Source organism: Micromonospora sp. NPDC005254 (assembly GCF_042872525.1).
GTDB lineage: Bacteria > Actinomycetota > Actinomycetes > Mycobacteriales > Micromonosporaceae > Micromonospora.
The window spans coordinates 248,175-260,284 of record NZ_JBIAKM010000002.1 but is presented as its reverse complement, the minus strand read 5'-3'; the positions used below and the strand labels follow the sequence as shown (position 1 = coordinate 260,284).

Genomic DNA, 12,110 nt, shown 5'->3' with positions numbered 1-12,110 from the left:
TCAGCCCGGTGGGCGGATCAGTCCGCCGGGAGCAGGTCGGCGGCGCGGCCGGCGACCTGCCGGCCGATCAGGGCGAGCACGGCGGCGGCGGGCATCGGGGCCAGGGAGCGGCCGTCGCGCAGGCGCAGCGCGAGTGCGCCGTCGGCCGCCTCCCGGGCACCCAGCACCCCGAGGTACGGGACGCGGCGGCGGGTCGCGTCCCGTACCCGGGCGCCCAGCGAGCCGGCGGTGTCGACCTCGACCCGCAGGCCGGCCTCGACGGCCCGCCGGGCCAGTTCCGCCGCCGCGTCGGCCTGCCCGTCGTCCACCGGCAGCAACACCAACTGGACGGGCGCGTACCAGGCCGGGAACGCGCCCTCGTGCACCTCGATGAGGTACGCGAACAGCCGCTCCATGCTGCCGACCAGGCTGCGGTGCAGCAGGACCGGCCGACGCCTGCTGCCGTCGGAATCGGTGTACGACAGGTCGAACTTCTCCGGTTTGTCGAAGTCCACCTGGATGGTGGAGATGGTCGACTCGCGGCCGGCCGCGTCGACGATCTGAATGTCGATCTTCGGGCCGTAGAAGGCGGCCTCCCCGGGGGCCTCGACGTACTCCACCCCGGCCAGCGCGCCGCGGAGCAGGTCCTGGGCGCGGGCCCACTGGGCGTCGTCGCCGACGTACTTCCCGCCCGGCCCGCGCAGCGACAGCCGGAACCCCGCCGGGCGGACGCCGAGCGCGGCGTGCGCCGCGCGCATCAGCCGGAGGATCTCGACGACCTCCGCGCCGACCTGGTCCGGGGCGCAGAAGGTGTGCGCGTCGTTGAGCGAGATGGCACGTACCCGGGACAGCCCGCCGAGCACGCCGGAGCGCTCCGAGCGGTACATCCCGCCCAGCTCCGCGATCCGCAGCGGCAACTCCCGGTAGGAGCGGCCTCGGGCGCGGAACACCAGCGCGTGGTGCGGGCAGAGCGCCGGGCGGAGCACGAACTCGTCGTCGGCGCTGAGCCGCATCGGCGGGAACATGTCGTCGGCGAAGTAGCCCAGGTGGCCGGAGAGTTCGAAGAGTTCGCGCTTGCCCAGCGGCGGCGAGTAGACGTGCTGATGGCCGGAGCGACGCTCCAGGTCCCGGACGTACTCCTCGACGGCGTGCCGGGCGGCGGCGCCGGCCGGCAGCCAGATGGGCAGGCCGGCGCCGGCCAGCGGATCGGAGACGAACAGCTCCAGCTCACGGCCGAGCTTGCGGTGGTCGATCATGTCGGGCTCCTGGATCGGGGACGACCCGGAGGCGACCTGGACACCGAACGCCGCGCGGCCCTCGGGGCGGATCGCCCCGGGGCCTGGTCGACGGTGGTTACGTCAGAGCGGCACGCCGGGGACACCCGGCGTCGTCGTCATCACTACCGCGCTGCGCATACGGCGACGTTATTCCTCGGGCGGTCGAGGACGCACCCGGATTTGCGGCGGTGGGAGAGGGGACGGGCCGCCGGCGCGGGACCCGCCGGCGGCCCTGGGCGACCCGAATCGTCAGGAACGGGGGACCCGACGTGCTGGGCCGCGCCGCCCACGGTACGCCGAGGGACGCCGATCCGCCGACCGCCTCGGGCCGCCGTGGGACAGCCGCCGAGCCGTCACCCGAGGGCGGTTCGCCTCGTTGGAACGGGGTGGCCCCGTGGTGTCGACGGTCACGACGGGACGGGGCTGTCCACGGTGACGCCGGACACGCCGTCAGGCTCGAGACACCCAATCGGCCGCATCCGGCGAGGTGGCAGGCGTGCCCGAACTACTGACTGACGTCGCGTCGCCGACGTGGGCGTACCTGGTGCTGCTCGGCCTGCTGATCGCGGACGCCTTCGTGCCGGTGATCCCCACCCAGATCGTCATGATCACCAGCGGCGCGCTGACCGTGTATGGCGGCCTCAGCCTGCCGGTCACCATCGCCGTCGGCGCGCTCGGCGTGTTCGCCGGAGACCTCGCCTGCTACCTGCTCGGGCGTGGCGCACCGGACCGGCGGGCGCCCCGGCACGCCGAACCCAGCCGGGCCCGCCGGATGGCGAGCCGGGTCACGCAGGGATTACGCCAACCCGGCCCGCTGGTCATTCTGCTCTGCCGGTTCGTGCCCGGCGGGCGCATGGCGGCCTGCTTCTCGGCCGGCCGCAGCCGGTATCCGTACCGGCTGTTCGCGCTCTACGAGACGATCGCAGCGCTGGGCTGGGCCACCTACGGGGCGCTGGTCGGGCACCTGGGCGGCACCGCGCTGACCGAGTCGGCCTGGCGGCTGGCCATCATCGCCACCGCCGCGGCGGCCGGCTTCGCCGCAGCCGGATGGGCGATGACCCTGGTCAGCGCCCGCCACGCCCGCACCGCCGCCGAAGTCCCGCTCGACTGAGTGTCGCGAGACTGGTCGAGTATAAGCTGGACTTATATTGACGCCATGTGGGAGGTCAAACTTCATCCCGAGGTCGAGAAGTGGTTTCTCCACCTCTGCGAGACGGAACCTGCCAGCGCCGACCTCGTCAGCGAGGCCATCGACCTCCTCGACGAACACGGCCCCGCTCTTGGACGCCCCCTGGTCGACCGCCTCAAAGGCAGCATCTTCCACCACATGAAGGAGTTGAGACCAGGCTCGGCCGGTTCCACCGAGATCCGCATGATCTTCGCTTTTGATCCGATTCGGGAAGCAGTCTTCCTGGTCGCTGGCGACAAGTCAGGCCAGTGGCAGAGTTGGTACAAGGCGGCGGTCCCGTTGGCGGATGACCGATTCCAGGAGCACCTCTCGAGGCTGAAGGACACACAGAGATGACCGACGGAGTGGACTGGCGGGACGTCCGGGCCAGGGCTCGAGAACTTGATCCGTCCTGGGAACATCCGGACCGGGTCGCCCGCCGGGCTCAGCACCGTGAACATATGTTGGCACTGGTCAGCGGCGCGCAACTGGCGGAGATCCGCAAGCACCTGGGGATGACCCAGGCTCAACTGGCCGAGGCCGCAGGGTTGACCCAGGCCAGGATCAGCCAGATCGAGAACGGCGAGCACACCAGCCTGGACACCCTTCGTGCATACGTCACTGGCCTGGGCGGCCACCTCGACGTCGTCGCCCGGATCGGGAATATCCAACTGAACGTCGCCTAGGTCCGATCCACCGAGGCCGGCCCGCAGTGGTAGCGCGAGACGCTCGGCGGGTAGATCTTGGACAGGCCGCGGGGGCCTCTAGGGGTGGGGTTTGGGGGCCAAGTCAGTGACGGTCCCGGATCTGGCTGGGGTGTTCGCGGCGACAGGCTGAGGCATGCCTGGAACCCGGAACACCGGTGTGGTGGCCCTCAGCGGGATCGCCGTGGCGGCGCTGCTCACCGTCATCGGTCACCTCGAAGTCAACGACGACCTCAACCCGTGGGCGTTGACCATCAGCGACTTCGCGGTCTCCGACCGGGGCGGCGTCATCGACGTCGCCATGGTCGTGCTGGCGCTCGCCACCGTGGCAGTGATGTACGGGCTGCGCCGCACCGGCCCGCCGCCCGGGCGGGCGGTGGATCTGCTGCTCGGGGCATGGGTGGCCGGGCTGCTGCTGGCCGCCGTGGTGCCGACGAACGAGCCGGGCACCGCCATGACCACCGCCGCCTACCTCCACCGGTACGCGTCGGTGGTCGCCTTCCTGGCGCTGCCGGCCGGCGGCTGGCTGCTGGCCCGCCGGGACCAGCTGACACCGGCCGCCCGGTGGCTGCGCGGGTTGGCAGTGGCCAGTCTCGTCCTGGCCGCAGCCATGATGTGGTCGGCCTACCCCGGGGAGCGCGTGTTGATCGGACTGGCCGAGCGGCTGCTCATTCTCACCGAGGTCGGTGTGCTCACCGCAGTGGCACTCGTCCTCGCGCGCTCCGGATCATCGACCCGGGTCGTCGCCGTCTAAGCTCCCACGCCGAGACGACGAAGGGTGGGCGTGGTGGGCGTCAGGGACCGGCCAATCGGCCTTGCGATCGGTCTACTACTCCTGCTAGTTGGGCAGCTGGAGTGCTTCTGGGACTGAGCGCCCGCCGCCGTCACTCCAGCTCGTGGAGCATGAGCTGGCGGGCTGCCTCGGTGATCGAGCCGGACAGGCTCGGGTAGATGGTGATCGTCTGCGCCAACTCGTTGACCGTCAGGTTGTTCTCCACGGCCATGGTGATCGGCAGGATCAGCTCGCTGGCCTTCGGGGCGACCACCACGCCGCCCACCACCTGGCCGCTCGCCGGCCGGCAGAACAGCTTCACGAAGCCGTCGGAGAGGTCGTCCATCTTGGCCCGCGCGTTGCCGGACAGCGGCAGCATCACCTGCCGGGCCGGCACCTTGCCCGCGTCCACCTCGTCCTGCGAGACGCCCACGGTGGCCAGCTCCGGGTCGGTGAAGACGTTCGCCGCGACGGTCCGCAACCGCAGCGGACGGACGGCCTCGCCGAGGGCGTGCCACATCGCGATCCGGCCCTGCATGGCGGCCACGCTCGCCAGCAGCAGCACGCCGGTGCAGTCACCCGCCGCGTAGATGCCGGGCACGTTCGTCCGGGAGACCCGGTCGACCGTGACGTAGCCGCCCCGGCCCAGCTCCACGCCGTACTCGGCCAGGCCCAGGTTCGCGGTGTTGGGGATCGAGCCGACCGCGATCAGCGCGTGCGAGCCGGTGACCTTGCGACCGTCGGACAGCTCCACCTCCACCCCGTCGGCGGTACGCCGGACCGCGTCGGCGCGGGAGTTGTTGAGGATGTTCATGCCCCGGTTGCGGAACACCCGCTCGATGGCCGACGCCGCGTCGGCGTCCTCGTGCGGCATCACCCGGTCCCGGCTGGAGACCAGGGTGACCTCGACCCCCATCGCCAAATACGCGCTGGCGAACTCGGCGCCGGTCACGCCGGAGCCGACCACGATCAGGTGCTCGGGCAGCTCCGGCAGGTCGTACACCTGACGCCAGGTCAGGATGCGCTCGCCGTCGGGCACGGCGGTGGGCAACTGGCGGGGTGTCGAGCCGGTGGCCACCAGCACGGTGGACGCGGCGATCGAGTACTCCTCGCCCCCGTCGGCGGGGGTGACGACGACCCGGTGGGTGTGCCCGAGGGCATCCTCGCCCAGTCGGGCGGTGCCGGCCACGAAGGTGACCCCGGCCTTGAGCAGCTTGGCGTGGATGTCGGCGGACTGCGCCAGCGCCAGACGCTTGACCCGGTCGTGCACGGCCTGCGCGTCGACGGTGACCGCCTCCAGGCCGTCCGAGTGCACCCCGAACTCCTCGGTGTCCCGGTAACCGGTGACCACCTGAGAGCTGGCGATGAACGTCTTCGACGGTACGCAGTCGGAGAGCACGCAGGCCCCGCCCGCGCCGTCGGCCTCGACCACGGTGACATCGGCGTCCAGTTGGGCGGCGACCAACGCCGCCTCGTACCCGGCCGGCCCACCGCCGATGATCACGATCCGGCTCACAGCGTTCGCCCTTCGTTGATGCTCACAGTGACTTTCTTTTCCCGAACGCGTCCGACACGCACGGTCGTATTCTCCCCCACCGGCCCGCCGGGCTATCGTCATCGCCGTGCGTCATCACGCCGCCTACGGCTCAAACCTCGACCCGGCCCGGATGCGGGCCTACTGCCCGCACTCGCCCATGGTGGGCACCGGCTGGCTGGAGGGGTGGCGGCTGACCTTCGCCGGAGCGGACGTGATCGGCTGGGAGGGCGCGGTGAGCACGGTCGTCGAGTCCCCCGGCGACCGGGTGTTCGTGGCGATCTACGACATCCACCCGTACGACGCCGCCCAGCTCGACGAGATCGAGGGGGTGACCGCCGGCACGTACCGCAAGCTGCACGTGCGGATCTCGACCCTCGACGGCGACGTGACCGCGTGGGTCTACGTGTTCGACGGGTACGAGGGCGGATTGCCGACCTCCTGGTACCTGTCCGAGATCGCGAACGCCGCCGAGAAGGCGGGTGCGCCGGACGACTACGTCACCGAGCTGCGGTCCCGTCCCACCGCCACCGCGTCCCCGTAGCGCGTATCCCACGCCCCCAGTCTGCAACCGTCGCCGACCCGAGTGCCCGTCGGGCCCGGCCGGCGTCGTCAATCACACACCGGCGGCGGGACGACCCGTTCGTACATGTCGGTCCACAGGGTTTCCCGCAGGCCCACCGACTCGTACAGCGACAGCGGGGTGGTCGGGTTGGTGAGGTCCACCCCTAGACCGGCCGACTCCCGCCCCTTCTGGGCGTAGCGGGCGAACGCGCGGCGCAACAGCGCCGCACCCACACCCCGCCGACGGTACGCGGGCAGCACCGACAAACTCTTCACCCAGCCCTGCTGCTGGTCGAGCGCCTGGTCGGAGGACTGCAACGCGCCGGCGAGCGCCCCGTCGACCTCGGCGACGAACCACTCGTCCCAGGCGGTCACGTCACCGATCCGGGCCCGCCACCGCTCGTACGACAGCGGCTCGTGATCCGGGGTGTCGCCGAACGCGACGTCGTGGATCCGGTGGAACTCCCGCAGCTCGGCCTCGTCGTCCGGGCGGACCGGCCGCACCGTGACCCCGGGCGGCGGCGACGGCTCGGTCGGCAGGTCGGCCAGCGGGCGGCGCATCCGGACGTACCGCTTGGCCACGGTGAACCCGGCGGCGCGCAGGTCCCGGGCCCAGTCGCGTTCCGGGGCGAACACCGCGCACCGGACGGTGAGCGCCGGCAGTCGCCGCTCGGCGGCGCGCTCGGCGACCCGGTCGAGCTGACGGGCCAGCAGTGGCGCGCGGAGGGTGGCGGCCCGCTCCGGGTCGACGTAGACCTCCACGAACTCCCGGCCGACCCCGGTCGGGTTGTCCACCGTCGCCCAGGCGACCACGGTGCCGTCCGGGTCGAGCGCCAGCCAGGAGTCCCGGGTCGGGTCGAAGCTGGGGGCCGTCAGCGACTGCTCGACGTCCTCGGCGTCGAAGTCGGGGTGGCCGATGGCGAAGGTGTCGGCCGCGTGCACCACCGCGAGGATCGCCGGCACGTCGTCGAGGGTGGGGCGGCGTGTGGTCCAGCCAGCGGGAAGAGTCACGGCAGAACATCCTGGCAGCTGCCGGCCGACGACGCCGCCCATTTTCGCTCCGGGATGCTCAGCCGGCGAGGCCGGCGCGGGTGCGGTGCAGCAGCTCCACCAGCTCGGCGCCGTCGGCGGGGCCGAGCGCCGCGAACGCCGGTGCGGCCAGCCGGTTGGTCACCGCCTCCGCCCAGAGCCGCCGACGCACCAACGGCCCGACCGGCGGGTACGGCGGCGGCCAACCGCACGCCACCGCGCCGGCCTCCCCCTCCGGCCCGGCCAGCACCGCCTCCAGCGGGGTCATGCCGGCGGCGCGCACCGCCAGCAGGTAGGCGCCGGTGAAGTGTTCCCGCAGCAGTCGCAGCCCGGCGGCGCTGCGGGCGCCCGGGGAGAGATCTGGCAGCGGCATGGCTCGCCACGCGGCGAAGAGCGGCATGCCGCTGGCGTCCGCGGCGGCCACCGCCCGCTCGACGAGGCCGGCCAGGCGCTCGGCCTCCGGCAGCACCGCCAGCTGCTGCGTCCCCCACCGGCAGCACTCGACGAGACTCGCGGCGGCCACCTCGGCCGGCCTCAGGACCCGCGCGGCGGCGTCCCAGCCGTCGGCGACGGCGTCCGGTGCGACGAAGCCGATGGCCGCGGCGGCCGTCTCCGCCCGTACGTCACCGAGTGCGCCGGCCCGACCGGTGATGTAGAAGGCCCAGCCGGAGATGCCGAGCTGCCGGGCCCGGCGCAGCGTGCTCGGGCACCTGCTGAATCCGTCGCCGAGATCGAGGATGACGGGTTTGCTGGCGGCGGCGATCTGCTCCGGCGTCATCGAGGCGCCGCCTGCGGGGGTCGCGGCACGGCGGCGGCGCCTCGGTCGGGGACGGCCGGCCCCGGACGGCCCGCCCGCTCGTCGTCGTCCATCGATGGTCAGTCTGCCGCGCCACCGCCCGCGTCCGCATCCCCCTCTTCGGCCGCCAGTGCCTCAACGGCGGCCTCGACCTCGCCCGAGCGCCGCCGGGCCACCGTCACCGCCCGCTCGGCCGCCCGCCGGGCCAGCTTGGCCCGGCTGAGGTCCTGCTCGGCGACCGCCCGCCGTCGCTCCAGCTCGGCCAGCTCGGTCTCGATCCCGTCGAGTACGGCGGCGCCGTCGCGCTCCTGCCCGGTCGCCTCGGTCAACTCGTCATCGGCCCGCTGCTGGTCGGCCCGAGCGCGGTCCAACTCGCGGTCCAGTGCCCGGCGGCGTCGGGCTCGCTCGGCCCGAGCCGCCCGCTGCGCCGCACGCTCGGCCTGCGCGGCCCGCTCCCCGGCCCGGTCGGGGGCCGGCTCGCGACCCTCGCGCTGGGCGCCCGGCCGGCGGGCAGGGCGCTGGGCCTCCGGCTCCTCCTCGTCGCCGGTGACCAGCCGCAGCTGCGGTCGGGGCACCTCACCGAAGCCGGCGTAGCTGGCCGAGCGGAGCAGGCGCCCGGTCCGGACCTGCTCGGCGACCTCGGCGTCGGAGAGCGCCGCGTTCAGGGTCGCCTCCACCTCGGCCAGTGGCAGTCGGCCGGTGGGCGGCGCCTCCGGCTCCGCCGCGGCGAGCTTGCGGACCTCGGCGACCAGGGCCCCGACCACCGCCCGGCGTTGGGCGGACAGCTCCCGCAGTCGGGGCCCGCGCAGCTCCCGCTGGGCGGCTCGCAGGGCGTCGGCGAGGTGGACCAGGTCGGCGACCAGCTCGGGGCGTCGGATGGCGAGCAGGTTCACCAGCCAGGCGGCGACCGTGGGGCGACGCAGCCGGGCCAGCTCCCGGGCGGTGGTCGGGTCGCCGGCCCGGCGAGCCTCGGCCACCGCGGCGTCCCGGGCGGCCACGAACCGGTCCGGTGGAGTGCGGTAGAGCTGCTGCACCAGCTCCGCGGAGGGGCCCGGCATCGGTCAGACGTCCACCCGGCTACCGGGCTCCAGGCGCTGGTAGTCGGTGCCGGACAGCGCGGCGTACTGCCGGTCGAGCACGGCCAGCCCGTTGTCGTTGAGCAACGCGTCGTGCAGCGCGTACGCGCGCCGCGGCGCGACCGCGCGGATGAAGTCGACCACCTCGGAGAACTTCGACCAGGGGGCGTGGATCGGCGCGAACAGCGTGTCGACGGGCGTCTCGTCGGGCACCACCAGGGAATCTCCGGGGTGGTAGACCACGTCATTGATCAGGTAGCCGAGGTTGTCCACCACCGGGATGTCGGGGTGGATCACGGCGTGCCGCCCGCCGTACGCGCGGATGGCGACCCCGGCGGCGGTGAACGACTCACCGGCGCTGACCGGGCGCAACGCCTCGGCCGCGTCGCCCAGGGCCTCGGCGAGCGAGGCGGGGCCGTGGATCGCGAACGGCTGCCGGTCCAGTTGCAGGCGCAGCGCGGCGAGGTCGAGGTGGTCGGGGTGTTGGTGGGTGATCAGCACCGCGTCCACACCGTCCAACGCCGTCGCGGGGTCGCTGAACACCCCGGGGTCGACGACGAGCACTCCCCCGTCGTGTTCCACCCGGAGGCAGGAGTGGGCGTACTTGGTGAGCCGCATCGTGACTCCTCGGCTGTCGAATCGTGATGTCCTCAGCGCAGTCTGCCGGAACCAGCCGGCGGGCGCGTCGCGTCCGAGCTATCGCCACTGAAGCTGACGACGATGGGAGCGGGGATGGACCGACGAGAAGGACGACGCCGCGGCGCACTACTGGCGGCGGTCACACTTGCGGCGGCGCTGGCCCTGGCGGGATGCGGTGCCGGCGACAGCGGCTCGGCGGACTCGGCGGCTTCGGCGGCCGAGGCGCCCGCCGCGGCGGGCGGGGCGGCCGACAAGGACAGCGGCGCGGACGCGGCGGGGGCGGCCGGCGCCGGCGCCGGTGCTCCGGACCTGCGGGTCGACCAGCGGGCGATCATCTACACCGGATCGATGCGGGTGCAGGTCGCCAATGTGGACGACGCCGCCCGTGAGGTCAGCGCCGTGGTCACCCGGGCCGGTGGTTTCATCGGCGGCGACCAGCGGCGCAGCGCCGAGGCCGACGCCGTGGCGGAGTTGCAGCTGCGAGTCCCGGCGGCGAAGTTCGCCGGGGTCGTGGAGGAGGTCGCGAAGCTCGGCCGGCAGCAGAACCGGGAGATCAACACCCAGGACGTCACCGAGGAGACCGTCGACCTGGAGGCCCGGATCATCACTCAGCGGGCGCGCGTGGACAGCGCACGGCGGCTGCTCGCCCGCGCCAACTCGATCACCGACCTGGTGTCGTTGGAGAACGAGTTGGGTCGCCGGGAGGCGGACCTGGCCTCGCTGGAGGCCAAGAAGCGGCGGCTGGCCGACCTGACCGCGTTGTCCACGATCACGGTGTCACTGGCCGGGCCGGCGGCGAAGACCAGCGAGGAGAAGGCCGAGACCGGCTTCCTGGTCGGGCTCAAGGGGGGCTGGGAGGCGTTCGTCTCCTCGATGACGATCCTGCTCACCGTCCTGGGCGCGCTGCTGCCGTGGCTGGTGGCGTTCGGCGTACCGCTGGCGGTCCTGCTGCTGGTGCTGAGCCGGCGACGGAAGACGCCAGCTCTGGTCGCTGGAGTCAGCGCGCCGCCGCCAGTGCCCGCAGCGCGGTCTGCACCATGACGCGTACGCCGGCCGGGATGGCCCGCTCGTCCACGTCGAAGGACGCGCGGTGCAGGTCGACGTTGGGCCCGGTACGACCCACACCGAGGCGGGCGAGAGCGCCGGGGACGTACTCCAGATACCAGGAGAAGTCCTCGCCGCCCATGCTCTGGGGCGTCTCGGCGATCCCCTCCGGCCCGAGCGCGGCGCCGGTGGCGGCGGTCAGCACCTGGATCGCCCGGGAGTCGTTGCTCACCGGCGGCCGGCCGCGCAGGTACTCCAGGTCGACGGTGGCGCCGGTCGGGGCGATCACGTCCCGCACCACCTGAGCCACGATCTTGGGAGCCTGCTCCCAGGTGTCGCGGTCCATGACGCGCAGCGTGCCCGAGGCGGACGCCTCGGAGGGGATGACGTTGTAACGGGTGCCGGCCGAGGCGTGGCCGAACACCAGCAGCAGCCCGCTGTTGGCCGGCACCCGGCGGCTGACCAGGGCCGGCACCTCGGTGATCAGCCGGCCGAGGGCGTCGACCAGGTCGACGGTCAGGTGCGGGCGCGCGGTGTGCCCACCCGGCCCGGAGAGTCGGACGGTGACGTTGTCGGCGGCCGCCGTGATCGGGCCGACCCGCAGGCCGACCTGGCCCACCGGCAGGTTCGGGTCGCAGTGCAGCGCGAAGATCTGCACGACGTCGTCCAGGCCGCCGGCCTCGATGACCTCCAGCGAACCGCAGGGCAGGATCTCCTCGGCCGGCTGGAAGATGAGCCGGACCCGGCCGTCCAGCTCGCCGAGGTCGGCGAGCTGGGCCAGCAGCATGCCGACGCCGAGCAGGATCGAGGTGTGCACGTCGTGGCCGCAGGCGTGGCAGACGCCCTCGACGGTGGAGCGGTACGGCACGTCCTTGGGGTCGTCGAGCGGCAGGGCGTCGATGTCGGCGCGCAGCGCGATGATCGGGCCGTCGGGACGGCCGTTGACGTCGCAGATCACGCCGTTGCCCTTGGGCAGCAGCCGAGGGTGCAGGCCGGCCAGGGAGAGCTCCCGGGCGATGAGGGCCGCTGTCTCGAATTCCGTACCGGACAACTCGGGGTGCGAGTGGAGGTGACGGCGCGTGGCGATGAGCCCCGGTACCCGAAGGGCGAGGAGGTGGTCCAGGTCGCGGGGCAGGGGCTGGGACCCGGGCGGAGTCTCCGGCCAGGACGACGCCAGCTGGCCGCCCGTGGGCAGCGTCAACGCACTCGTCACGTCGAATTCTCGATCACTAGAGATGGATGGATCATCGGGGACAGCAGACAGCCTAGACCTCCGGCGGTGACGCTGCGCAACCTCGTTACGGTGATGATCGGACCGCGTAGCGTCACGTATGCCCTGCTGAGGGCGCACGTCAAGGTGCGGGACCGCAGGTAGATCGCGTTCGAACGCCGTCATCTGCCCCCTCACCTCCTACAACGCGTAACCAGACCGGGCGGCCACGAATCGCGCTACGGCCCCTGGACCCGCTCTGCGAATTGTCGCATTAGTCGGGGTGATGAACTGACACTCCGACAATAAGACGACCAC

The 12,110-nt window shown here is 72.8% G+C and carries 13 protein-coding genes; 6 read left to right on the top strand and 7 right to left on the bottom strand.

The window, feature by feature from the left end:
* Positions 1–17: 17 nt before the first annotated feature.
* A complete protein-coding gene (thrS, locus tag ACFYPR_RS06830) occupies positions 18–1,235 on the bottom strand; it encodes a threonine--tRNA ligase (protein WP_387258906.1) in 1,218 nt (405 codons plus the stop codon).
* 517 nt (positions 1,236–1,752) lie between these two features.
* On the opposite strand from thrS, the gene ACFYPR_RS06825 reads away from it, so the two are divergent.
* The 4 genes from ACFYPR_RS06825 to ACFYPR_RS06810 all read left to right on the top strand — a co-directional run bounded on the left by ACFYPR_RS06825 (position 1,753) and on the right by ACFYPR_RS06810 (position 3,882).
* A complete protein-coding gene (locus ACFYPR_RS06825) occupies positions 1,753–2,367 on the top strand; it encodes a DedA family protein (protein WP_354854003.1) in 615 nt (204 codons plus the stop codon).
* Positions 2,368–2,412: 45 nt separating this feature from the next.
* The gene (locus ACFYPR_RS06820) at positions 2,413–2,781 is read left to right on the top strand and encodes a type II toxin-antitoxin system RelE/ParE family toxin (RefSeq protein ID WP_387258904.1); all 369 of its coding nucleotides are present in this window, start codon (positions 2,413–2,415) and stop codon (positions 2,779–2,781) included.
* The gene (locus tag ACFYPR_RS06815) at positions 2,778–3,110 is read left to right on the top strand and encodes a helix-turn-helix transcriptional regulator (RefSeq protein WP_354853998.1); all 333 of its coding nucleotides are present in this window, start codon (positions 2,778–2,780) and stop codon (positions 3,108–3,110) included. Before ACFYPR_RS06820 ends, ACFYPR_RS06815 begins: the two co-directional genes overlap by 4 nt.
* Positions 3,111–3,264: 154 nt before the next feature.
* Positions 3,265–3,882 (top strand): DUF998 domain-containing protein, encoded by a 618-nt coding sequence (locus tag ACFYPR_RS06810; RefSeq protein WP_387258903.1) that lies wholly within the window; start codon positions 3,265–3,267, stop codon positions 3,880–3,882.
* Positions 3,883–4,012: 130 nt separating this feature from the next.
* Here ACFYPR_RS06810 and ACFYPR_RS06805 read toward each other — a convergent pair whose 3' ends face one another.
* Entirely contained in the window at positions 4,013–5,416 is a 1,404-nt protein-coding gene (locus tag ACFYPR_RS06805) for an NAD(P)H-quinone dehydrogenase (RefSeq protein WP_354853992.1), read from the bottom strand.
* Between the two features lie 106 nt (positions 5,417–5,522).
* On the opposite strand from ACFYPR_RS06805, the gene ACFYPR_RS06800 reads away from it, so the two are divergent.
* Positions 5,523–5,978, top strand: coding sequence for a gamma-glutamylcyclotransferase (locus ACFYPR_RS06800; RefSeq protein WP_354853990.1), 456 nt, complete (start codon positions 5,523–5,525; stop codon positions 5,976–5,978).
* A gap of 68 nt (positions 5,979–6,046) precedes the next feature.
* On the opposite strand, the gene ACFYPR_RS06795 is transcribed toward ACFYPR_RS06800, so the two are convergent.
* The 4 genes from ACFYPR_RS06795 to ACFYPR_RS06780 all read right to left on the bottom strand — a co-directional run bounded on the left by ACFYPR_RS06795 (position 6,047) and on the right by ACFYPR_RS06780 (position 9,517).
* The gene (locus ACFYPR_RS06795; protein WP_387258901.1) at positions 6,047–7,009 is read right to left on the bottom strand and encodes a GNAT family N-acetyltransferase; all 963 of its coding nucleotides are present in this window, start codon (positions 7,007–7,009) and stop codon (positions 6,047–6,049) included.
* 58 nt (positions 7,010–7,067) lie between these two features.
* Entirely contained in the window at positions 7,068–7,805 is a 738-nt protein-coding gene (locus ACFYPR_RS06790) for a hypothetical protein (protein ID WP_354853984.1), read from the bottom strand.
* A gap of 98 nt (positions 7,806–7,903) precedes the next feature.
* Positions 7,904–8,881 (bottom strand): hypothetical protein, encoded by a 978-nt coding sequence (locus tag ACFYPR_RS06785; RefSeq protein WP_387258899.1) that lies wholly within the window; start codon positions 8,879–8,881, stop codon positions 7,904–7,906.
* Between the two features lie 3 nt (positions 8,882–8,884).
* A complete protein-coding gene (locus ACFYPR_RS06780) occupies positions 8,885–9,517 on the bottom strand; it encodes an MBL fold metallo-hydrolase (RefSeq protein WP_354853978.1) in 633 nt (210 codons plus the stop codon).
* Positions 9,518–9,610: 93 nt separating this feature from the next.
* Between ACFYPR_RS06780 and ACFYPR_RS06775 the strand changes: the two genes are divergently transcribed.
* The gene (locus ACFYPR_RS06775) at positions 9,611–10,579 is read left to right on the top strand and encodes a DUF4349 domain-containing protein (protein WP_387259351.1); all 969 of its coding nucleotides are present in this window, start codon (positions 9,611–9,613) and stop codon (positions 10,577–10,579) included.
* On the opposite strand, the gene ACFYPR_RS06770 is transcribed toward ACFYPR_RS06775, so the two are convergent.
* On the bottom strand, positions 10,536–11,795 hold the full coding sequence (locus ACFYPR_RS06770) for an amidohydrolase (protein ID WP_354853975.1): 1,260 nt from the start codon (positions 11,793–11,795) through the stop codon (positions 10,536–10,538). The two genes, ACFYPR_RS06775 and ACFYPR_RS06770, sit on opposite strands and share 44 nt — an antisense overlap.
* Positions 11,796–12,110: the final 315 nt, after the last annotated feature.